14 protein-coding genes, 2 rRNA genes and 2 pseudogenes (1 of these 18 running past the window's edge) are annotated in these 23,925 nt (G+C 43.2%); 10 read left to right on the top strand and 8 right to left on the bottom strand.

Translation table 11 applies throughout. From position 1 onward, the window contains the following. The 4 genes from AC0L6V_RS14945 to AC0L6V_RS14930 form a co-directional block, all read left to right on the top strand. Window positions 1-1,893 (top strand): 23S ribosomal RNA (locus tag AC0L6V_RS14945); it begins 997 nt to the left of the window's first position. 198 nt (window positions 1,894-2,091) lie between these two features. Further along, window positions 2,092-2,206: ribosomal RNA gene (rrf, locus tag AC0L6V_RS14940) — 5S ribosomal RNA — on the top strand. A 367-nt stretch (window positions 2,207-2,573) separates the two neighbouring features. Further along, window positions 2,574-3,359 carry an IS4 family transposase gene (locus AC0L6V_RS14935; RefSeq protein ID WP_409419169.1) on the top strand — a complete coding sequence of 262 codons (786 nt, stop codon included), beginning with the start codon at window positions 2,574-2,576 and terminating at the stop codon, window positions 3,357-3,359. Between the two features lie 8 nt (window positions 3,360-3,367). Beyond that, a complete protein-coding gene (locus tag AC0L6V_RS14930) occupies window positions 3,368-3,742 on the top strand; it encodes a transposase (protein WP_188322931.1) in 375 nt (124 codons plus the stop codon). A 261-nt stretch (window positions 3,743-4,003) separates the two neighbouring features. Here the strand turns inward: AC0L6V_RS14930 and ppk1 are convergent, their stop codons facing one another. The 3 genes and pseudogenes from ppk1 to AC0L6V_RS14915 form a co-directional block, all read right to left on the bottom strand. Then, window positions 4,004-6,133, bottom strand: coding sequence for a polyphosphate kinase 1 (gene ppk1 / locus AC0L6V_RS14925; protein WP_418139095.1), 2,130 nt, complete (start codon window positions 6,131-6,133; stop codon window positions 4,004-4,006). Between the two features lie 235 nt (window positions 6,134-6,368). Continuing rightward, on the bottom strand, window positions 6,369-7,364 hold the full coding sequence (hemB, locus tag AC0L6V_RS14920) for a porphobilinogen synthase (protein WP_265217965.1): 996 nt from the start codon (window positions 7,362-7,364) through the stop codon (window positions 6,369-6,371). 151 nt (window positions 7,365-7,515) lie between these two features. Further along, window positions 7,516-9,442: pseudogene (locus tag AC0L6V_RS14915) on the bottom strand (ABC-F family ATP-binding cassette domain-containing protein). A gap of 256 nt (window positions 9,443-9,698) precedes the next feature. Between AC0L6V_RS14915 and hslO the strand changes: the two are divergent. After that, window positions 9,699-10,574, top strand: a complete 876-nt coding sequence (gene hslO, locus AC0L6V_RS14910) for an Hsp33 family molecular chaperone HslO (protein ID WP_265217964.1) — start codon at window positions 9,699-9,701, stop codon at window positions 10,572-10,574. Window positions 10,575-10,585: 11 nt separating this feature from the next. Here the strand turns inward: hslO and AC0L6V_RS14905 are convergent, their stop codons facing one another. Continuing rightward, window positions 10,586-10,993, bottom strand: a complete 408-nt coding sequence (locus AC0L6V_RS14905; protein ID WP_265217963.1) for a CBS domain-containing protein — start codon at window positions 10,991-10,993, stop codon at window positions 10,586-10,588. Window positions 10,994-11,402: 409 nt separating this feature from the next. On the opposite strand from AC0L6V_RS14905, the pseudogene mqo reads away from it, so the two are divergent. After that, window positions 11,403-12,883, top strand: a pseudogene (gene mqo / locus AC0L6V_RS14900) (malate dehydrogenase (quinone)). 90 nt (window positions 12,884-12,973) lie between these two features. Beyond that, the gene (locus AC0L6V_RS14895; protein WP_265217962.1) at window positions 12,974-13,240 is read left to right on the top strand and encodes a YfcL family protein; all 267 of its coding nucleotides are present in this window, start codon (window positions 12,974-12,976) and stop codon (window positions 13,238-13,240) included. 118 nt (window positions 13,241-13,358) lie between these two features. Here the strand turns inward: AC0L6V_RS14895 and AC0L6V_RS14890 are convergent, their stop codons facing one another. Next, entirely contained in the window at window positions 13,359-14,087 is a 729-nt protein-coding gene (locus AC0L6V_RS14890; protein WP_265217961.1) for an NAD(P)H-flavin reductase, read from the bottom strand. Window positions 14,088-14,217: 130 nt separating this feature from the next. After that, window positions 14,218-15,483, bottom strand: a complete 1,266-nt coding sequence (gene rho / locus AC0L6V_RS14885) for a transcription termination factor Rho (RefSeq protein ID WP_111637652.1) — start codon at window positions 15,481-15,483, stop codon at window positions 14,218-14,220. Window positions 15,484-16,102: 619 nt separating this feature from the next. Between rho and AC0L6V_RS14880 the strand changes: the two genes are divergently transcribed. Beyond that, the gene (locus AC0L6V_RS14880) at window positions 16,103-17,536 is read left to right on the top strand and encodes a Ppx/GppA phosphatase family protein (RefSeq protein WP_321160277.1); all 1,434 of its coding nucleotides are present in this window, start codon (window positions 16,103-16,105) and stop codon (window positions 17,534-17,536) included. A 23-nt stretch (window positions 17,537-17,559) separates the two neighbouring features. On the opposite strand, the gene AC0L6V_RS14875 is transcribed toward AC0L6V_RS14880, so the two are convergent. Next, window positions 17,560-17,859 carry a hypothetical protein gene (locus AC0L6V_RS14875; protein WP_265217960.1) on the bottom strand — a complete coding sequence of 100 codons (300 nt, stop codon included), beginning with the start codon at window positions 17,857-17,859 and terminating at the stop codon, window positions 17,560-17,562. Window positions 17,860-18,211: 352 nt separating this feature from the next. On the opposite strand from AC0L6V_RS14875, the gene AC0L6V_RS14870 reads away from it, so the two are divergent. Both AC0L6V_RS14870 and amt read left to right on the top strand, forming a co-directional pair. Then, window positions 18,212-20,239 (top strand): hypothetical protein, encoded by a 2,028-nt coding sequence (locus tag AC0L6V_RS14870; protein WP_265217959.1) that lies wholly within the window; start codon window positions 18,212-18,214, stop codon window positions 20,237-20,239. 275 nt (window positions 20,240-20,514) lie between these two features. Next, window positions 20,515-23,571, top strand: coding sequence for an ammonium transporter (gene amt, locus AC0L6V_RS14865; protein ID WP_409418722.1), 3,057 nt, complete (start codon window positions 20,515-20,517; stop codon window positions 23,569-23,571). Here amt and AC0L6V_RS14860 read toward each other — a convergent pair. After that, window positions 23,546-23,923, bottom strand: coding sequence for a Na+/H+ antiporter subunit G (locus AC0L6V_RS14860; RefSeq protein ID WP_111606805.1), 378 nt, complete (start codon window positions 23,921-23,923; stop codon window positions 23,546-23,548). The genes amt and AC0L6V_RS14860 overlap by 26 nt on opposite strands. Between the last annotated feature and the right edge of the window lie 2 nt (window positions 23,924-23,925).

The raw sequence follows: 23,925 nt of genomic DNA, 5'->3' as shown, positions 1-23,925 counted from the left end.
AGTTACAGTTAAGTGGGAAACGATGTGGGAAGGCTTAGACAGCTAGGAGGTTGGCTTAGAAGCAGCCATCCTTTAAAGAAAGCGTAATAGCTCACTAGTCGAGTCGGCCTGCGCGGAAGATATAACGGGGCTAAAACTGTACACCGAAGCTACGGATGCTTAGTTTACTAGGCATGGTAGAGGAGCGTTCTGTAAGCCGTTGAAGGTCAAGCTGTAAGGCAGGCTGGAGGTATCAGAAGTGCGAATGTTGACATGAGTAACGATAAGGGGAGTGAAAAACTCCCCCGCCGGAAGACCAAGGTTTCCTGTCCCATGTTAATCAGGGCAGGGTGAGTCGGCCCCTAAGGCGAGGCAGAAATGCGTAGTCGATGGGAAACAGGTTAATATTCCTGTACTCGTGCATATTGCGATGGAGAGACGGAGAAGGCTAGGCCAGCACAGCGATGGTTGTCTGTGTTTAAGGCGGTAGGTTTAGGGCTTAGGCAAATCCGGTACCTTTTAAGACCGAGAACTGATGACGAAGCCTCTTTTGGGCGAAGTGGTTGATGCCATGCTTCCAGGAAAAACTTCTAAGCTTCAGATATGCAGGAACCGTACCCCAAACCGACACAGGTGGTCAGGTAGAGAATACCAAGGCGCTTGAGAGAACTCGGGTGAAGGAACTAGGCAAAATGGTACCGTAACTTCGGGAGAAGGTACGCCGGCCGGTGTGAAGGACTTGCTCCGTAAGCACTAGTCGGTCGAAGATACCAGGTGGCTGCGACTGTTTATTAAAAACACAGCACTCTGCAAACACGAAAGTGGACGTATAGGGTGTGACGCCTGCCCGGTGCTTGAAGGTTAATTGATGGGGTTAGCGCAAGCGAAGCTCTTGATCGAAGCCCAAGTAAACGGCGGCCGTAACTATAACGGTCCTAAGGTAGCGAAATTCCTTGTCGGGTAAGTTCCGACCTGCACGAATGGCGTAACGATGGCCACACTGTCTCCACCCGAGACTCAGTGAAATTGAAATCGCAGTGAAGATGCTGTGTATCCGCGGCTAGACGGAAAGACCCCGTGAACCTTTACTATAGCTTCACAGTGAACTTTGAACCTACTTGTGTAGGATAGGTGGGAGGCTTTGAAGCGGTGACGCCAGTTACCGTGGAGCCACTCTTGAAATACCACCCTGGTATGTTTGAGGTTCTAACTCAGGTCCGTAATCCGGATCGAGGACACTGTGTGGTGGGTAGTTTGACTGGGGCGGTCTCCTCCCAAAGAGTAACGGAGGAGCACGAAGGTGTGCTCAGCATGGTCGGAAATCATGCATAGAGTGTAAAGGCAAAAGCACGCTTAACTGCGAGACAGACACGTCGAGCAGGTACGAAAGTAGGTCTTAGTGATCCGGTGGTTCTGTATGGAAGGGCCATCGCTCAACGGATAAAAGGTACTCCGGGGATAACAGGCTGATACCGCCCAAGAGTTCACATCGACGGCGGTGTTTGGCACCTCGATGTCGGCTCATCACATCCTGGGGCTGAAGCCGGTCCCAAGGGTATGGCTGTTCGCCATTTAAAGTGGTACGCGAGCTGGGTTTAGAACGTCGTGAGACAGTTCGGTCCCTATCTGCCGTGGACGTTTGAGATTTGAGAGGAGCTGCTCCTAGTACGAGAGGACCGGAGTGGACGAACCTCTGGTGTTCCGGTTGTCACGCCAGTGGCATTGCCGGGTAGCTATGTTCGGACGGGATAACCGCTGAAAGCATCTAAGCGGGAAGCCTCCCTTAAGATAAGATCTCACTGGAACATAAGTTCCCTAAAGAGCCGTTCGAGACTAGGACGTTGATAGGTTGGGTGTGTAAGTGCTGTGAGGCATTGAGCTAACCAATACTAATTGCTCGTGAGGCTTGACCATATAACACCAAAGTGGTTTTTAAAGCGGAAACGCTACAATCACAGACACAGATTACGATAAAGCATCAGCAATGATGAGCATCGGTTTGATACTTGGTTATCACTATTTCAAAATGAATTGTTAAAGATCCAAGCACGTATTCGCGTGTTTTGGTGAGGCCACAAAACGCCCAGCCAGAACAAAACGCAAAACGAATTGCTTGACGATCATAGAGGCGTTGAACCACCTGATCCCATCCCGAACTCAGAAGTGAAAAGCGCCATCGCCGATGGTAGTGTGGGAGATCCCATGTGAGAGTAGGTCGTCGTCAAGCTTTATATTAAGAGAAACCCCATCCTACTCAGTAGGGTGGGGTTTTTTCGTTTCAGGGACGTAACATGATCCTTGCCACGTGCGTGTGGGGCTCTTTATCAAAGACTCGCATGTGAGGGATAAGCATCATCAAGCTTTATATTAAGAAGGCCCTGATAGCTAACGCTGTCAGGGCTTTTTTTCGTCTCAAGGAAAGGGGCCGAGGTGCATCACCTTGGTATTCGCTTCGCTTTTGACGGCCTAAAGGCGGATCTACAGCTTTTGTAGGTCGTGGCTTTAGCCTTAAGGATCCCCACAAATATAGAGTGATGCCCACTTGTTGGTTAAACTATTTTCGCCAAAAAATAAGCCAGACAAGGGGCATCACATTGTTATTATCAAGTTTACTTCCTGACAATTCAATCTCCATTGATAAGCGAACCTATACAGCTTTATCAGATGCAGTATCCTCCGTTAAAGAAGGCGCCAGATTAAGCCTAACGGCAATTGGTAGAAAACTAGGAGAAGACGCTAACGTCATTGAAAAATATTGCATTAAACGAGTTGATCGACTGTTAGGAAACATCCAATTACACCAATGCCGAAATCAATTTTATAAGACCCTTGCCTCTCACTTTTCTTCACAAGAGTTCTTGCCCATCATTGTTGATTGGTCAAGTGTTTATGATTTTAGCTTTGTTTTACTGCGCGCCTCAGTGGCCTTTCAGGGAAGAGCTTTCACTTTATATGAAGAAGTACACCCTGAAGGAGCTATGAATAATCATAAAAGACATGTCGACTTCTTAAATAATTTAAAGCAAATACTTCCCTCTGACTGTACCCCTATTATCTGCACGGACGCAGGATTTAAGGTTCCGTGGTTCAAAGCAATAGAGCAATTAGATTGGTATTGGCTTGCACGTACACGTGGAACGGTAAAATGCCAAACGGATAAACGACCACAATGGACTCTCGTTGACGGTTATCATCATCAAGCCACCACAAAACCAATGGAGTTGTCCGGCTTGCGTCTATCAAAACAACAACAATGGCCTTGTCGTGGTGTTTTGTATAAAAGTCCACGCCCTACAAAGAAAAAAGCAAACCCGTTAAAAGACCAAACTGTAACAATTATAAGAAGTGCTCTAAAGCAAACAGAGAGCCTTGGTTTCTAGTCAGTAACTTGCCAAAAGGCGAGTTTCCTCCTCTTGCTCTAGTCAATATTTATAAGCGCAGAATGACCATCGAAGAAGCATTCCGAGACACGAAGAACGAATATTATGGGCTAGGACTAAAACGTAGCCGAAGCCAATCTATTGAGCGATTACAAACCCTTCTGTTAATTGCCTTACTTGCTCAATGGTGCCTTTATGTCATTGGGAAAGCGGCTGAGATGCAAGGTTATCATCGTCATTTCCAATCAAATACGATAACAACGAGGCGAGTATTGTCTTATTGCTATTTAGCCAAAAGGATCCTGAAAACCTCCCGTTATGAAATAACAGAAAAAATGTTATTTGAGGCGTTAGACCTTCTTCTATTGGAAACCAAGTGCTAGAAATAAATGTGGGGATCCTTAAGGCTTTAGCCCGACAAGACGTGATGTGTTGTCGCGAGCTTTTTTGACGGCCTAAAGACCTACCTACATGTGATTGGTTTTTGTAGGTCGTGGCTTTAGCCCGACAAGACGTGATGTGTTGTCGCGAGCTTTTTTGACGGCCTGAAGACTTACAGCTTGGCTCTACTCTGGGGATAAGCGTTATTTTTATGCACAAAAAAGCCCAGCTTGTTGCTGGGCTTTGTGTATAGTTCAGGTTTTTTATCGTGTGTTGTCCGCTAATTCACTTAGCAAGGCCCGTTGAGCACTACGGTATTCACCTTTTCTTGGTTTAGATAGCTGGTAAGAGCCATCACTTTGCAGAATCCAGCTTTGTGTATTGTCTGCTAGATAGTATTCTAATTCTTTCTTAACACGACGGGTCTGCTTGTAATCCTGTAATGGGAAGGCGACCTCAATACGGTTATTCAAGTTTCTATCCATGCCATCTGCGCTGGACAGATACACTTGTGGATTGCGGTCGTTGAAGAAGTAATAGACGCGTGTATGTTCGAGAAATCGACCTATAATGCTTCGTACTCGAATATTAGAGGATATGCCCTTTATACCTGGCCGCAAGGTGCAAATGCCTCGGACTATTAGGTCAATTTTCACTCCAGCTTGAGATGCTTTGTATAATGACTGAATAAGTTTTTGTTCAGTCAAAGAGTTCACCTTGATAATGATTCGAGACGGCTCGCCTTTTAAAGCGTTTTCTGCCTCGCGATTGATCATATCAAGTAAACGATCTCTCAGAGTAAAAGGAGCGTGTAGTAGCTTCTTCACCTTTAGCTCTTTACTCATTCCGGTGAGCTGCTGGAAAACACGATGTACGTCATCGCCTATTTCTTTATCCGACGTCATAAAGCTGTAGTCAGTATAGAGTCTTGCATTTCCTGCGTGATAGTTGCCTGTGCCTAGATGAACATAGCGAGTTAGTTCTGCCCCCTCTCTACGAACGATTAGAATCATTTTTGCATGGGTTTTATGTCGAACAACGCCGTAAACAACAATGGCACCAGCGTCTTGTAGACGACTTGCTAAGGCTAAGTTCTCAGCCTCATCGAAACGAGCTCTTAACTCAATGACAACTGTTACTTCTTTGCCATTTCGTGCGGCTTCAACCAATGCATTGGCAATAGGTGAACGAGAGCCGGTTCTATATAGTGTCTGACGGATAGCAACAACACTTGGGTCTTTCGCGGCTTCGCTTAGTAAGTCGATAACGGGCGAAAAACTTTCAAACGGGTGCATCAATAGATAGTCGCGTTGACGAATGGCCTCGAATAATCCCCCTGAGCTGGCCAATTTTCTAGGCAAGCCTGGTGAAAAAGGAGGGTACATTAGATCTGGTCTATCAACCAGTTCTAGCACGGCCATGAGTCGGCTAAGATTTACCGGCCCATCTATTCGATATAAATCTTGTTGCTCTAGCTCAAACTGCTTAAGCAATGAGTCGACAATGTGCAGAGGGCAGTTTTCAGCGATTTCTAATCGAACTGAACTACCGTAATGACGACTTTGTAATTCTGTTCGTAAGGCACCAGCTAGATCGACACCAATGTCATCGGAGTCTACTTCTAGATCGGCGTTACGGGTAAGGCGGAATTGGAAGCAGCCTTTTACCGTCATGCCAGGGAATAGTTGATCAGCATGGGCGTGAATAATCGATGAAAGAAAGACAAGGTTATCACCGCCTTCACAAACGTCATCTGGCAGTTTTACTAAACGAGGTAACGAGCTAGGTGCTGGGACAATAGCAAGTCCATTTTCACGGCCAAAAGCATCACGGCCTTCAAGTTCCACAACAAAGTTAAAGGTTTTGTTTGCGAGTCTTGGGAAAGGGTGTGCTGGATCAAGCCCAATTGGGCTAATGATAGGTAACACATTATCGCGGAAATAACGTTTTACCCAAGCAGCTTGTTTTTCATTCCAGACGCTACGGCGAATAAACTTAACGTTCTCATTAGCCAGTTTAGGAAAAATAATATCGTTGAGAATACGGTACTGACGGCGTACTAGTTTGTGAGCATGTTCGCTAATCAAAGACAGTACTTTTTTCGGGTGCATGCCATCAGGGCCGTTTTTTTCACGGCTATATTCTAATTGGCTTTTAAGACCTGCTACACGAATTTCGAAAAATTCGTCCATGTTCGAGCTGAAGATACATAGAAACATCAATCTATTTAAGATTGGATGATTTTCGTCCATGGCTTGTTCAAGAACACGGGCGTTAAATTGTAAATGACTCAATTCACGGTTGAAATAGAGCTCAGGATCCGCAAGATCGATCTCTTCAGGTAAGCGCTCTTCGATTGAGGCTTTAGTTGGATCTTGTGGTTGTTCCGGAATGGGCTTCTAAAACAAGTTCTGCATCCAATTCTAAAGGTGGAGTTGGAATGGGATCTTTTTTATCTATCTCGTTCACCGACTGCTCAGACATGCGCTTTGATTCTCTCTAAATACCGTTTTATTGTGTTGTTGGTATCAATGTTCCTTTGCCTACAGTATGTAGGCATATGATAACAAATTACACCAACGCAGCCTGCTGGTCACCGATTCTATGTATTTATTCTGTTAAAAGTTATTAGCTTTTGGTTTTCAGTAGGCGTGCTGCATCTTTCGCAAAGTAAGTCAGGATTCCATCAGCACCTGCGCGTTTGAATGCAAGGAGTGATTCCATCATTACTGTATTTTTATCTAGCCAGCCATTTTGAAAGGCGGCCATGTGCATGGCGTACTCACCACTTACTTGGTAAGCAAAGGTGGGTACTTCAAGTTCTGTTTTTACTCGGCGTACGATATCTAAATAAGGCATGCCGGGTTTTACCATGACCATATCTGCGCCTTCTTCTATGTCAAGCATCACTTCACGGATCGCTTCGTTCGAGTTAGCGGGGTCAATTTGGTAAGTGAATTTGTTGCCTTTGCCAAGGTTACCACTGGAGCCAATTGCGTCACGGAATGGACCGTAGTAAGCCGAAGCGTATTTAGCAGCGTACGCCATGATCAAGGTATTAACAAAGCCTTCCGCTTCTAGTTCATCGCGAATTTCACCAATACGTCCGTCCATCATGTCGGATGGCGCCACTATGTCGGCACCTGCTTTGGCGTGCGAAAGGGCTTGTTTGACTAATGTATCGACGGTGATGTCATTTAATACGTAGCCAGAATCATCAATAATGCCATCTTGTCCATGAGTGGTGTAAGGATCCAAAGCAACGTCAGTAAGCACACCTAGCTCTGGAAAAGCTTCTTTCAAAGCGCGAACCGCTCGTTGGACTAAGCCATTTGGGTTGTATGACTCTTCGGCGAGCAAAGATTTTTTATCACTGTCAATGACGGGAAAGAGTGCAATGGTAGGGATGCCTAATTCGACAAGTTCTTTGGCTTCTTCTAATAGTAAGTCGATAGAAAGGCGCTCAATATTTGGCATAGAAGGAATGGCTTCTCGCACATTCTTGCCTTCAAGAATAAACATTGGGTAGATTAAATCGTCCGCTGTAAGGCGATGCTCACGCATCAGGCGACGAGAAAAATCATTTTTACGCATGCGACGCATACGAGTGTATGGAAATGTCATCCAATATCTCTCCTTTTCGCTCTCAATAAATGTACTTTAGTATTGTTACAATATTAAGACAGTCGTAGGTGAAAAGCTTTGTATTGAGGCAAAGCTTTACGGATTTTTAGCATTTTGTCTTTGTTTATGCTCGTTTGTTTGCGGTTAGTGTTTACACTAATTGCGCTTCGGCTTGTTCAAGCTCTTCTTGTGCTTCGAACCAAGCTTCTTCACTTTCGGCTTGGGCTTTTTTCCATTTCGCCTCATCACTCAACAAGCTTTGTAATTTGCTTCTTTGCTCGGTTTCATAGAGACTGGAGTCGGCCATCGCTGCCGCAATACGATCGAGATGCTCTTGAGCTGTTTGAATCGCTTTTTCGTACTTTTCTATTTGCTTGCGAAGGGGGCGTAATTTTTCACGCATTTCTGCGGCTTTACGACGCTCTTCTTTGCGATCAACTCGGTCTATTTTATCGCCAGCTAATTCATTTCTTTCAAGCTGCGCAGCGTCAGCTTGTCTCGCTTGTAACCATGCATGATAAGTTGGAAGATCGCCATCAAAGGCTTGTATTTTGTTGTCAGCAACAAGGTAAAATTCGTCGACGGTACTGTTTAGCAAATGTCTATCGTGGGATACCAATAAAATGGAGCCTGGAAATTCTTGCAAGGCTTCCGTTAATGCTTGGCGCATTTCGATGTCCAAATGGTTGGTTGGCTCATCGAGTACTAACAAATTAGGTTTTGTCCAAGAAATTAAAGATAAGGCTAAGCGTGCTTTTTCACCGCCTGAAAAGCCTTTTACAGCACGAAGCGCATCGTCGCCGGTAAATCCAAAGCCGCCTAGATAGCGTCGAATATCACTTTCAAGCACTTTCGGAGTGAGTCGTTGAATATGCAGTAATGGTGAGGCTTCGAGATCAAGTGCGCTAAGTTGATGCTGAGAGAAATAACCAATTTTCAGGTTTTCTCCTAGGATACGATCACCTGCTAGAATGCTGATTTCACCAACGATGGATTTTATGAGTGTCGATTTGCCTGCACCGTTAGGGCCAAGTAGGCCAATGCGTTGACCATCTCTAAGTGCGAAATTGGTGTTGCCGAGTTGCACCGTTTTCACGCCAGATGCAGAGATATAGCCCAAGTCTGCTTGAGATAAATTGACCAATAATTGTGACGTTTTTTCAGCTACGGGAATCGTGAACTCAAATTGTGAATCGATATGAGCAGGGCCAATGATTTCCATTTTTTCGAGCATTTTTAAGCGACTTTGTGCTTGCTTTGCTTTGTCTGCTTTGAAGCGAAAGCGATCTACGTATTGTTGTAGGTGGAGCTCGTTTTTCTTGTTGTTTTTCATAGTTAGCTTGTTGTTGTGCTAAGTGTTCAGCACGTTGGCGCTCGTAATCCGAGTAGTTGCCTTTGTACAAAACCAGTTGTTTTTGATACAGGTGAACAATATGACTACAGATGCCATCTAGGAAATCGCGATCATGAGAGATGAGTAGTAAGGTTCCTGGGTACTGGCGTAGCCAGTTTTCCAGCCACATTACCGCGTCTAAATCCAAGTGGTTGGTTGGCTCATCCAGTAGCAATACATCAGAAGGACACATCAGGGCTTTGGCGAGGTTAAGACGAATTTTCCAGCCACCGGAAAAATCAGACACGGGTCTTTTCATGTCTGTCATTTTAAAGCCTAAACCTTGTAGAAGTGTCTCGCCGCGCGATTGTGCGGTATAGCCATGAGCGTTTTCATATTCTCCTAACCAAACTGCGTGAGCGTGATCGTCACCATTAGCTTGCGCCTCAATGATATTTTTTTCGATCTCTCTTAGTTTGTCATCACCATCGAGACAATAATCCAAGGCACTGCGTTGTGTTTCTTCTACTTCCTGAGCCATGAAGGCAATGCGTCGTTGCCCTGGTAAAATGACTTCACCAGTGTCTGCATGTAGCTCGCCTTTTATCATGGCGAATAAAGAAGATTTGCCTGCGCCATTGGCACCGATGAGGCCAACTTTTTGACCCTCAAAGATGGTGAGGTCGGCTTCTTCAAGTAAAAACTGAGTGCCGCGCTGTAAACTAACTTGCGTAAATTGGATCATAAAAACTGATTATCTCTTATCTCTCTTAATGAGAAGTGATGTTGATCGTTTCCATCGTCTTTCTAATAGAAAGTGCAATGCATAACATTTTAGAGTGCTGCCTGATGAAACGAAATAGCAAGTGTGAATATTCTCCGTACATATCCCCAGTTAATGACGGTTTTAAAGTGGATGATTGAGCGTCTCAAGGGTAAAATGACGATAATACTTATTTGAATTTTTTGCTCAGGCTTATGGCTTGGGAAAGGTGTGCTTTGTGAACAATGTAACCATCAATGAAATCCAGCGCTTTTCTTTCGATAATAGTAACGTTCGTGGTGAACGAGTGTTGCTCAACGACGCTTATCAAGAAATTATAAAACGTAAGGAATATCCATTATCGCTAGAAAAACTTCTCGGAGAGTTTGTCGCTGCTATCGCGCTTCTGAGAGATATTGTCAAAATAGATGGCGTGTTATCGATTCAAGCCAAAGGTAATGGTTTCTTATCTACCCTGATGACCGAGTGTGACGAACATCAAAATCTTCGTGGTATTGCTCAGTGGGACGAAAGCCAAGAGGTGCCAGAGAGCATTTCTCTAAAAGAGGTACTTGAAGGGGGGTATTTAGCCATTACCATCCAGCCTCGTAATGGGCAGCGTTATCAGGGCATAGTTGAGATCATTGGCGATACCTTGTCTGAATGCCTTGAACAGTACTTTTCTCAGTCTGAGCAGTTGCCAAGTCGAGTGTGGTTAGCGGCGAATGGTGCACAGTGTGGTGGCTTGTTCTTACAACGCTTGCCAGAAGAGCAAGCAAAAGAAGGCGATGAAGATGCTTGGGATCGTTTAACACATTTGGCTTCAACGGTGAAAGAAGAGGAATTGCTTGGCCTTGAAACCAGTGAACTACTGCACCGTCTCTACCACGAAGAAGAAGTTCGCTTGTATGATATTAAAGCAATGCAGTTTGGTTGTTCGTGTTCTCGTCAGCGTACTCTAGAAGCCGTTATGTCTTTAGGTTCAGCAGAGATACGCGAGTTACTAATAGAGCAAGGTAGTGTGAAAGTTGATTGTCAATTTTGCGCTGAAAAGTACGAGTTTTCAGAAAATGACTTGGCCGACTTTCTAGGTGACCAAGCCAAAACTCATTAGTCTGAAGAACATTATGATTTAAACGTGGCGTGATTGATAAGGTCACGCCACGATATAATACCAATCACATTATGTTCATCGTCAACGACTGGTAGACAAGAAATATCCACGCGTTTAAACCAAGCGATGATGTCCTCTATGGATGTGTCTGCTTTAACGGTGATTGGCTGACGAGTCATTGCCTGATGGGCTGCACGGTTTAAGGTGTCTAAATCTCTTGGTTGTTCGGAGACTTTGTTAATAAACGGGCTAATGAGGCGCAACAGGTCTCGGTCAGAAATAATACCGACTAATTTGCCTTTCTCTGTCACAGGAATATGGTGAAAACCATTTGTTTCCATGATTTTTCTGATGTTGGGTAAGCGTTCATCCATTTCGACACAGATGACATTTTTTACCATGATATCTTGTGCTTTCATTGTCATACTCCCCAGCATCTCTATAAGAGAATTTAGTATATTTATACTGAATATTATTATTTAAATATAGTAGCAAAATCGAAGCATGTTTTTTATTAATGTTGCTAACATCGCTTTTCTTGCTGCTAAAGTCAATTAAATGAGCGGTATCTTGATCATTTAAATGTGAATATATCTACAATCTTATACTAAGGTCTCAAGACATTACTTTTAAAATCCGTATAATTGAATTACACCTGCTCAGAATCCCTTATTAAGCTGATTTTCTATGTACTTTCGGCATACGAGCAAAGGCGTTCTGAGGAGAGGGTGAAGAAAGTAAAGTAGCAAGCTCTTGTGGTTACTGGCCAAAAGCCCTTTTTCTGCATCACTCTCAAATTCACAATTGGCTATGACACGGCGAAATCATATGACCTCAAATTCTGTAGACGTTTTACTAGTCGGAGGCGGTGCTATGAGCACCACCTTAGGAGTGTTACTCAAGCAATTAGATCCCAGCATGACCATGTTGATGGTAGAGCGGTTGGGCAGTGTCGCAAAAGAAAGTACGGATGGCTGGAATAACGCTGGGACAGGCCATGCAGCATATTGCGAACTCAACTATACCTCTGAAAATAAAGACGGTTCTGTCAATATCGACAAAGCTGTAACCATCAATGCGGCTTTTGAAATCAGTCTTCAATTCTGGTCTTACTTAGTCGAACAGGGGCTTATGCCTGCGCCTCAAGAGTTTATTCATCGCGTGCCTCACCAGAGCTTTGTATGGGGAGAACGTAATGTAAAAATGCTTAAAGCGCGTCATGCGGCCATGAGTGCACATCCCGCTTTTAGAGAAATGCAATACACGGAAGACCGTGAAAAAATGAGAGAATGGATGCCTCTTATAATGAATAATCGTGAGGGTGACGAGCTCCCTTGCTGCAACTCGAGTTGAGCATGGTGCGGATGTGAATTTTGGTGCGATTGCTCGAAACATGAGTAAGCATTTACAAGGGCTGGATAATTTTGAGCTGAGCTTAAATTGCGAAGTGAAGGATTTAAGCAAAAGAGCAGACGGAAGATGGGACGTTGAAATCGAGCAAAATGGCGCTCGTAAAACCGTTGATGCTAAGTTTGTTTTTTTGGGTGCTGGCGGTGGTGCTTTGCCTTTATTGCAAATGGCCGATGTCAAAGAAGGTAAGGGTTTTGGTGGTTTTCCCGTCAGTGGTCAATGGTTAGTCTGTGAAAAACCAGACATCGTGGAACAGCATTTTGCCAAAGTTTATGGGGCGGCACCAATCGGAGCGCCACCAATGTCTGTACCGCATCTAGACACACGTATTATTGATGGTAAAAAAGCCATTTTATTTGGTCCGTTTGCTGGCTTCACAACAAAATTCCTGAAAACGGGCTTCATTTTTTGACCTTCCTAAAAGCGTTCGCTTCGACAACATTAAGCCAATGCTAAGTGTGGGTAAAAATAACATGGACCTAACACGTTATTTAATCAGCGAAGTGATGCAATCTCATAAAGATCGTTGTAACTCGTTGCGTCAGTTTTTTCCAGATGCGAAAGATGAAGACTGGGAACTGGCTTACGCTGGGCAGCGTGTTCAAATTATCAAAAAAGACGCAAAAACGGGTGGCAAATTAGAGTTTGGAACCGAAGCTATTACGACCGAAGACGGTTCTCTTGCTGCTTTGTTAGGCGCTTCTCCTGGCGCTTCAACGACAGTAAATACTATGATCGGTATTATAGAGCGCTGCTTCCCAGAGCAAGTTAAATCGGCAGATTGGCAAGCCAAACTAAAAACTATGGTGCCATCTTACGGTGAGTCTCTAATAGAGAATACGGATTTGCTGCTTTCTATTCGTGCACGGACGTTAGAAACGCTCAATTTAAAGCCTTAATGTAAGTCAATAATGGCCTTTAGAAAGCGGGCATAAGCCTTAGCTTTCTTGGCTTAAATCTTGAAAAATACATCAATACAGAGATTGAATATGACAATGACTTTTGCTGAGCGCGCAGACCAACTGTGTGACAGATTACGAGACATGGAACATCACGCAGAAGAGGGAGATCAGCTTTTTTATTGCGCATATCTTCTTGGGCTTTTGGGGCTGCATAGTAGCGCTGAAGGTGAGGGCAAAGAGGCGTTTGATCAAGACTTTACTACGATTCTACAAGAAACGCTTGATGCTGAAGGTGTCACCACGAGCGATCAAGCAAACATAACGTCATTATGGCAAACGGTTTGCTCAAAATAGTTTTAGTCGTATAGCGTGATATATTTGAGTATAAAAAAGAGAGGTCATTATTAGACCTCTCTTTTTTTGCCTATATTCAAATTCATCTAGATAGGTAAAGTAGATGAATGCTATAGGCTTAAAGTGCGGGTTTTGTTGGGTGTGGAGCGTAAGCAAATACATCAGAAAAACAACGCTCTTTGCTTAGTCCTTTGAGCTCTAGATGATCAAATGTCCCGTATACCATGCCAACAGATCCACTGATAAACGCCACACTTTGGCTTAAATCGGGGTGGTCTGCTAATACGGCTTCGTATAACCAACCATTTCTTCCATGCCACTGATCACTTGCCTCGTTAACGATGACATCTAACGTGAAGGGCGTGTATTTGTGTGCCTCTTCTAACCAGTCTTGGGCGAACACATCTTCAGCGGTTCTTAATCCCCAGTAAAAGGATACCTTTCCGGTAAAGTTCTGCTCTACTAATTCGCTGTATAGGCTTTTGATTTGAGCAAAGCCTGTCCCGCCAGCGATGAGTAAAATATGCTCTGGATGGGTGTCTAATACCCCATTTTGTAAGTGGCAGTCACCGCCTGGAGCTTTGATTACAATGCTGGTATTGGATTGAATGTATTCTACGACCTTGCTAGCGAGTGATGTCGGATCCGATACTAAAATGTACAGTGTCAAATTCGGGAGTTCGTGTGGTGCACTGCCAATGGAATAAGGAACTTTTTCACCTGTTGGCAATACGACCATTAAATACTGACCTGCTATGAAGGTCAGATCATCGGCTTCTAGGCTGACTCGGTATACATTCTGATTAATTAATTCAACAGCCTTTACCGATGCGCTCATCTCTTTCATTTAAATTACTCCAATCTGTGTCGCACTTACTTATCAAGAAAGTCCGTGGACATTGATGATGCACTATATTGATCATGCAAGTAAAAAAAACCACTTCATGAAGTGGTTTTTATCAGGCAGAGTGATCTGCCTATTTATTTTTGCCTTTCATTGACTCAAAGAACTCATCGTTTGTTTGAGTGACTTTGAGGCGATCAATCAAGAACTCAGTTGCTGCTACATCTTCCATAGGATTCAATAGTTTACGAAGAATCCACATACGTTGTAGTTCATCTTCTGAGGTTAACAAGTCTTCACGACGAGTACCTGAGCGACGAATATTGATTGCAGGGAATGTTCGTTTTTCTGCAATTTTACGGTCTAGATGCAATTCGGAGTTACCAGTACCTTTGAATTCTTCAAAGATAACTTCGTCCATTTTGGAGCCTGTATCAACAAGCGCCGTTGCGATAATAGTCAAACTACCGCCTTCTTCGATGTTACGTGCCGCCCCAAAGAAACGCTTTGGACGCTCTAATGCATTTGCGTCAACACCACCAGTTAATACTTTGCCTGATGAAGGGATGACTGTGTTGTAGGCACGTGCTAAACGAGTAATGGAGTCTAGTAGGATAACAACATCGCGTTTGTGTTCAACGAGGCGTTTTGCTTTTTCGATTACCATTTCAGCCACTTGAACATGGCGTGCTGGTGGCTCATCAAACGTAGAAGCAACCACTTCACCTCGAACGGTACGAGACATCTCGGTTACTTCTTCAGGACGTTCATCGATCAGTAATACGATGAGGTGACATTCAGGGTTATTACGGGTAATAGCGTTGGCAATATTCTGCAGCATGAAGGTTTTACCCGCTTTTGGCGGAGATACAACCAAAGCACGCTGACCTTTACCCATTGGCGCAACAAGATCAATGATGCGTGAAGTAACGTCTTCGGTGGAGCCATTGCCGGCTTCCATCAATAGGCGTTCATCTGGGAAAAGAGGAGTAAGGTTTTCAAAAAGGATTTTATTGCGAACGCTTTCAGGTTTATCAAAGTTGATTTCGTTGACTTTTAGTAGCGCAAAGTAACGTTCACCATCCTTTGGAGGGCGGATTTTCCCGGAGATAGTATCCCCAGTTCGTAGGTTAAAGCGTCTAATTTGGCTTGGCGATACATAGATATCGTCAGGACCTGCTAAGTATGAACTATCAGGTGAACGTAAAAAGCCAAAGCCATCTTGAAGAATCTCTAAGATACCGTCGCCGTATATGTCTTCCCCGCCTTTTGCATGACGCTTTAGGATCGAGAAAATAACATCTTGTTTACGGGAGCGAGCCATATTTTCTAGGCCCATCTCTGATGCGATGTCTAAAAGTTCGTGTACTGATTTCTGTTTTAAGTCGGTAAGGTTCATAAACGGGTTTTGTATTAGCTCATTTGAGGAATATTGACGGAATTAGAGTTAATCAATAAGTAACAATAATGTGTGTCTGGAAGTATCTTACAATGTATCAGCTATTCGGCATAAAAAAACACAAAACAACGCGGTTATAAAACTTTTGTTTTGGTTTAGATCAGCCCGGATAGGGCAAAGCCAATACAGCGCGAAACAATTTGATTGGGATCTAGAGGTGACTTGCTTGTTGCTTTGTCACTATCGAGACCATCCATACTATAGTTCGACTTAAAGGCGAGGTCTATAGTGAAACTCAGGAAAAAAACAATTTCTGGTAATTTTTTGATCAAACTCAGGATTTTTGTGCTTTCAAAAGGGGGCAATTTTCATGTTAAGTACTTAATGCCTCTTGCTTTTCGGAAAAATTGGGCATTTTTCGTAAAAAATTCATAAAAAACTCTAGGCTTTTTGCTGCCATGTTGCCAATGACATAGGCACGGAACTGATATACTCTTGCCTTAATTAAGACTTCTGCAAGATAAGGCTTTCTGAATGCAATCACTTTTTTTGCAACAATCTCATGATTTTCCGTTTGAAAAAATTGCGGCTATAGACTTGAGACTCAAACAGTTTTCATATGGTGATCGCTCAAGTGACTCATGGGCAGTTACGAATCACCGGTGAGTTTGGTGAAAAAGTTCAGCTGGCAGCTGGCCTAGTGAATGGGCGCTTAGATGATGCGTCGCAGCAACGAGGCTTAGATTGTTTAGCTCAGTTTGCACAAGTGATCGAAGACCTACCGCCCGGATCTGTTCGCGTGGTTGGTACGAATGCGCTAAGGGTCGCCAAAAATCGATACGATTTCATTGGTAAGGCCATGGACATAATGAGCCATCCAGTAGAAATCATCGCGGGTCGAGAAGAGGCTCGTCTGATTTATGTTGGCGTATCAAGAACCATGGATCATGGTGATGCAAAACGGCTGGTCGTGGATATTGGAGGCGGTAGTACGGAATTTATTATTGGTAAACAGCTTGAACCAATATTAACGGAAAGCCTTCATATGGGCTGCGTAAGTTTTAAACAGCGCTTTTTTGATGATGGCTCGATTAATAAGTCTAACTTCCAGAAAGCGGTAACGGCGGCTCGCTTAGAACTTTTAAGTATCCAAGATGATTACCTTGATGAGACATGGGATGTGGCTATTGGCTCTTCGGGGACAGTGAAAGCGGCTTTTAACATTGTTAAGGAAAACAATTGGAGCAAGAAAGGCATCACCTTAAAAAATCTAAAACAAATTCAAAAAGCATTATTTTCCGCAGGGCATATTGATAAGCTCGACTTGCCTGGTCTTAAGCCTGAACGTAAAGCGACATTCGCGGCTGGTATTGCGATTTTAACGGCGGTGTTTGAATGTTTTGATATCAAGCAGATGGACTTTTCTAACGGTGCGTTAAGAGAGGGTGTGCTTTACGACATTATGGGTCGTTACGCTGAGACCGATATTCGTGAACGTACCGTTAACTACATGTTGAATCAGTACCACATTGATACAGAGCAAGCGAAACTGGTTACGCATACCGCGTTATCGGCATTAGCTCAAGTGAAAGACGATTGGAATCTGAATAGCATTTCCAGTGAAGACCTATTGCGTTGGTCTGGGCTACTTCATGAAGTGGGAGCAGGTATTTCGCATAGCCGCTACCATAAACATGGTGCTTACATTATTAGTGAATCTGATATGCCAGGTTTTTCTCAACAAGAGCAACAGGCGCTGGCCAATTTAATTCTACGACATCGCCGTAAGTTCACTCAATCTTTAGATTACCGCTTTACCAAAAGTGATCAGCAAGATTTAGATCGATTGTCTATATTGTTAAGGCTTTCAATATTGCTGCATCATGATAGAAAAGAGGGTGATATGCCTATCTTCACTTTAAAAGCGAGTGAAAAAAGTTTGCATGCTGAATTTTTACCGGAGTGGTTGAATAACCGCCCCTTGACACTTGCTAACCTACAACGCGAAGCTGAGTCTTTATTGGTCGATGGATACAGCCTAACCTTCAGTTAACATTAACCTGAGTCACATTATGATCAAGTTAATTTATCAATTGATCGATACAACGCGGCGACTTCTTCTCGTTGTAATCCTGTAATGCGAGAGAGTCGCCCAATGCTCGAAGACACTTGGACCGACTCTTTTCCTTCCTGCTCTTTTTCTTCGTTTTTATCGGTTAAAGTATTGAGCTGTGATGACATCAACTGTTGTTTAGCACTGTCCGATAACTGAACATTATCCTGTTGTCGTTGAACATCCGTGCGCACGTTACTGTCTGTTTGAGCGAATTGCACAGGCAAATAAAAACGATTGTTTGAGATGGAGGATACTGACAAAACAGCCACCTGATAATAGTCAAAAGATGCGCTTTAAGGATAGTATAAAAAACAATCAATGTGTATTTTTGTTGCGATATTATTCCATACATAAGCTAGAAATAGCGGGGTCATGTGTTTTTATCCATTACTATGCTCGTATGACGATAGATCTGCATCAATTTAGATTTATTTTATCTTCTCATTCACCATATTAGTGTCATTGCCATACAAGGATGATATTGTTTGCACATTGTTATCAATTTGATGACTAAAGAACAATAATGCATTTAACAGTATAAGGTCTGCTTTATCGCGTAAATCGCGCGAATGATTATCTGTTGTCAGTCGTTTGCTTCAAAAAGGATGCCGCATGAGCCAAGAAAATCTTCCAATAGAACATCTTTATTTCACTGAGACAAACCTAGAACAAATTTTAGAGAATCTAGATGTTGTTCGTAATCGAATACACCCACAAGCAGCGGATGACGAAGGCGTAAATGAACAGGTGTTTCCATCTGTTTGCCTTATTGGTCTAGGGCGATGTGGTTCAAATATCGCACTGGATGTAGCGTCGTTGGTATACGATGCAAGAACCAACTATATGCGAGAAGTAGAAAGCCAAGAAATACTGGAAAATGAAAGCGAATTCCGTCCCATGCGTTGGATTCGTAAACATTTGCCGTTAGAAGGCAAAGATGGTTTTAAACCTGTTTTCTTGATTGAGCCAATCGTTTTATTGGGGGATTTGGATAAGGATATAGAAGGGCGAATTCGTTTTTCTAATCAAGAAGGCAGGGCTAAGTTTTTAGAAGAGTATACCAAGCTGCAGATTATGGATCTGTCTGAAGTGCATGCTGGTGGTGCCGGTAATGCGCCAATTTTAGGGCAGTATCTTGCCAAAATTATCTTGAATAAAGATGCCACTACCTTCCGCAACGAAAATTGGAAACAGATGCATTCCTATTTGGTGGATTCGTGTGGCATCAAAGCCAACCAATCACGTCTATACTTTTATATTTTCAGTGCAGGTGGTGGAACAGGGTCAGGCATGGCGTCTGAGTTTGGTCTAGCACAACAGTTTTCCTATCTGAGTAAGACTTTCGACTACCGATCCGATCAAAGCAAAATGGCGGATAAACGTCATAGCTTTGTGTTTGAGCCAATTTTCACATCAGGTATTTGTATTTTACCGAACATATCTGGAAAAAATGTTGAAATCTCAGAGGCGCTACATATTAACGCCGGACGTTTGCTAACGAAATACATATCGGAAGAATGGAATTTTTCGTACAACGAAGAGCGTGAAGAAGATGAAGTGCCTGCGGACGTCATGGAGCGCATTCGTCCATGGAACTCTATGATGTTAATCTCTAATGACATCATGCGTTATGCAGAAGAGGAAGATGGTGGCGATGCAGACAGTATTGATGTTAACACCATGGAAAAGTACGCCAACCAGTATATCTCTCAACAAATCTTCAATATCTTAACCGCTCAAGCCGTCACAACGGATTACGATGAAGATTACTTCCGTCGCGCTGGTATTGATATTGCTGAGACTATTCGTCTGGATGCAAACGACTTATTCATGAGCTTGGCGGGTCCTGTTGCTGTTGCCTATGCAGAAAGTGTTGTAAATGAAAGTACGCGGCAAGACAGTGTGGATATTGACGATCTATTTTGTCGTTCCATTGAGCTGCCACACTTTAACAGTGACACGTCAGCGATTGAAGGGGTAAGTGTATTGCCGGTTGAATCCGAGCGATACCGTGAAGCGATTAAGAACTATCGAAAAAGCGGTTACGATGCGACCACGTTGAATCATCTGCATTTCTTTAAAAACTGTTCGTCTATTGTGTCGATTATTTCTTTGCCGCGAGATTACAAATTATCTTTCACGGCATTAAATCGTCTCAAAATGCACCTGAACCGCTTATGTCCTAATACAACATTAAAACGTTATGCTCTGGTTATTGGTGCATCGGCTAACTTGTCATTAACCACGCTTATCGCAAAAAGCCCTTGTCTGAGTGATGATTTTTTAACCTTAATGGTCGCTTACATGAAGCGTTGTTTTGCCCGTGACGATTACCGTTACACGGATGAAATAGACAAAGAAATTATTAAAATGATCCAAGAGACGGATTTTGATGAAGCGTTAGTTGACAAGTTTTTCAACACGTATGAGAACCCAGCGAAAATCCTAGACACAAATTGGTATGCGATTAAGCCAATGTATGAGAAAAAATACCGTGAGCTAATCGACAACAATCAGCGTTTTGTCTCGATCAATGATATTCGCTTGGACATTGATAACGTGAAAAATGCGATCAAATATTTGCGTGAAATTTATCGTCATCGCATTAGTAAAACCAATGTTCTTACACTTAATAGCTAATGATTGACTATTAATATTATGTTTTAAAGGCAACTCACACAGAGTTGCCTTTTTTTACAGGCGAAATAAAAAAGGCGCCATAGTTGGCTTAACTATTGAATGATCAGAGGTAGGTCTTTATCGCCGCCTACTTTTTATATTTGTATGCTTGTTTGGTGCGAATGCTTCGTAATATACCTTTGTATGTCCGCGTTACGCGCGGTATTGTGCGCGGTTTTGCACCATGTTGTTTGGCGTGAATCTTTTTGGTGCGGTAGTCACCGCATGGGGTGGATATGGCAGAATTTTACTGGTTATTGATTGCTTCTGCGTTTGTTTTCATGATGCAAGCTGGATTTCTGTGTTTGGAAAGCGGTCGCATTCGCAGTAAAAATAGCATCAACGTTGCGGCAAAGAATATATCAGACTTTATTATCTCGACTGCTATTTTCTGGCTATTTGGTTTTGGCATCATGTTTGGTGATTCTGTGGCTGGACTGTTTGGTGTCAGTGACTTCTTTTTTGATGCAGAACACTCACCTTGGCAAATTAGTTTCTTTATTTTTCAAATGATGTTTTGTGGAACAGCGGCAACCTTAACCTCTGGTGCCGTAGCAGAACGCATGACTTTTATCGGTTATTTAGCCATTACCCTTGTACTCAGTGCGTTGATTTATCCTATTGTTGGGCATTGGGTGTGGTCTGGTGTTTATCCCTCAGAAGGGCCTCTTGGTTGGCTTGAAGCGCTAGGTTTTATCGATTTTGCAGGTTCTACCGTGGTGCATTCTGTCGGTGGCTGGGTGGCGTTAGCGGCCATTATGATTATTGGTCCTCGTATAGGACGTTTTGAAGAAGGGATTCGTTTACCACCAGGAAATAACCTCCCCTTGTCAGCATTAGGGACTCTATTGATATGGTTTGGTTGGATTGGTTTTAATGGTGGTAGTACGCTTTCATTAAATAACGATGTGCCGCTAATCATCTTGAACACATTTATTTCGGCTGCTTGGGGTGGTTTGGTGGCGGCGTCAATTAATTACTGGCGCGACGGTTATGTCGAAGTGGGGTTTGTGTTAAATGGCACCATTGCGGGTTTGGTGGGGATTACGGCCTCTTGTCATGTTGTTTCACCTGGCGCGTCTGTCATTATCGGTGGTGTATCTGGGGTCATCGTGTATTACGGCAGTTTGTTGATGGCGCGTTGGCGTCTTGATGATGCACTTGATGTAGTGCCTGCACATTTGTTCGCGGGGATCTGGGGAACGTTGAGTGTGGCCTTATTTGGTCAAACTGACAGGATTGATAATGGTCTGAGTGCTTTAGATCAGTTTGGCATACAGGCTTTGGGTATTGTAGTGATTGGCTTGTATTGTTTTGTGGTGGGTTATGCCGCTATGTGGATACTCAATCGATTCATGTCACTCCGTGCCAGCAAAGAGCAGGAAGAGCAAGGTCTAAATGTCGCTGAACACCGTGCTACGACTGAGCTGTTTGACTTGCTAACCTCCATGCAATACCAACAGAATAATGCGGATTTTTCTACCCCTGTACCGGAAGAGCCTTTTACCGAAGTAGGGCAAATCGCCCGTAAATATAATCAGGTAATTCATCGTGTTAATAGCGAAATTGCGCAACGGGATGATGCTCTCATGCGTTTTCAAGAAAGTGAAATGCGCAAGTCTGCAATTCTGAATTCGTCCATGGATTGTATTGTTACCATTAATCGTTTTGGTTCCGTCATGGAGTTCAATCCCGCTGCGGAGCGCACTTTTGGTTGCCTTAAAAAACAAGTGGAAGGAAAAAGCTTTATTGGTCTGTTTATTCTTGAAGCGGATAGGAAAAAGATTTTTGAAAGTCTAAATTCTGGCTTCTCGACGTCCAATGGTTTGATTTTAAATCGACGCAATCCATTTCGTCTGCAACGTAGTCCTAACAATGATTTTCCGGCAGAGATTGCCATTACAAAAGCTAATACAGATGCCTCACAAGAAAGTGAGTACACACTTCATATTAGAGATATGACGCGCCACGTTAAACTGCAAGAGCGCTTAAAATTTCTGGCCTACAGTGACCCATTAACCAGTTTGTACAATCGTACGTATCTCATGGATTCTCTTGTTAGTGCTTTGTTGTTTGCAACCAAACAAAAAACATCGGTTGGTTTGCTGTTCTTAGATTTGGATAATTTTAAGATTATCAACGATACCCTAGGTCATAAAGCGGGCGATGAATTACTGTGTGAAGTAGCCAGACGTTTGATTGCTGTATCGGATCAATTTGATGTGATTGCTCGTTGGGGCGGTGACGAGTTTGTTTTCATGATGACTGATAATGTAACGGAGAGCCGCTTGGCCAAACGTGCTCAGCAAATCTTAGAAGTCATGCGAGCCCCTGTTCATTTAAATGAACAGTACTTCACTATTCCAACGAGTATTGGCATTTCCTATACCAAAGAGCACAGTTTGGATGCTGATAAGCTGATTCAACAAGCGGATATTGCTATGTACTGGGCAAAAGAAAAAGGGCGTGATAATGCGCAGTTTTTCACCCCAGAGATGGCCAATGTCGTGACGAAAAAATTTGGTTTTGAAAAAGAAATCAATGAAGCGCTTGCCTATGACCAATTCTCCCTAGTTTATCAGCCGAAAGTATTGATGGAGAAAGGTCATATTCTTGGTCTAGAGGCGCTAATTCGTTGGAATCACCCGATCAAGGGGGTCATTTCACCTGCTGACTTTATTCCTATTGCAGAAGAATCTAACCTAATTGTTAAGATTGACGAATGGGTAATTGACCAAGCGTTACAGCAACAAAAAATATGGCGTGACCAGGGGCTGGTGAATCTTCCCATATCGGTTAACCTTTCTGGACGGCATTTGGTTTCAGATTCACTAGTTGCTTATGTTTCAGAAAAGTTAGCGCAATACGATTTGGCAGGCAATCTGTTGGAAGTTGAAATTACTGAAGGTGTGTTATTACAAGATATTAAGCGTTGCATTGCGGTGATGGCTGAACTTAAAGCCTTAGATATTAAAATATCGGTGGATGATTTCGGCACGGGGTATTCTTCCTTGAGTTATCTAAAACGTCTTCCTTTAGATATTTTGAAGATTGATCAATCATTTGTGGAAGAGTGTGATAGTCACACAGAAGACGCCAAAATCTGTGAAACGATTATTCACCTGGCACGAAGTTTGGAACTCGGGATCGTTGCTGAGGGTGTTGAGACCGCTCAGCAAGCCGATATGCTACAGTCATTAGGTTGCGAGATTTTTCAAGGCTATTATTTCTATAAGCCAATGAAAAGTAATGAAGTCGCTTTATTACTTAGCGAGGAGTGTGTGGAGGCTTAGTCGATTTTCGATCTCGAATCGTCTCCATTAGCTCCTGGCCTTGCGTTTTATCGATAGGTTTAGTGCGAAAATGTAGCGCCGTTTTGGCAATCATGTTGGCAGCAACCGGTGCGGTGATTAACAAAAACAGCGTGATCAAGAGTTCTTGAATCGAAAGAAACCCTTTTAGGTGGCTTTGAAAAATCATTGATGCTACCAACACTCCCGTAATACCAAGGGTGGATGCTTTCGTTGGGCTGTGCAAACGCATATAAATATCAGGTAAACGCACCAGCCCATAAGAACCGATTAACAAAAAAGCACCGCCAGTTAGTAAGGATACGCAAATAATAATTTCGAGATAAAAAGGCATAA

Source organism: Marinomonas sp. G8-14 (assembly GCF_055808935.1).
This window is presented reverse-complemented; position numbering and strand designations above follow the sequence as displayed.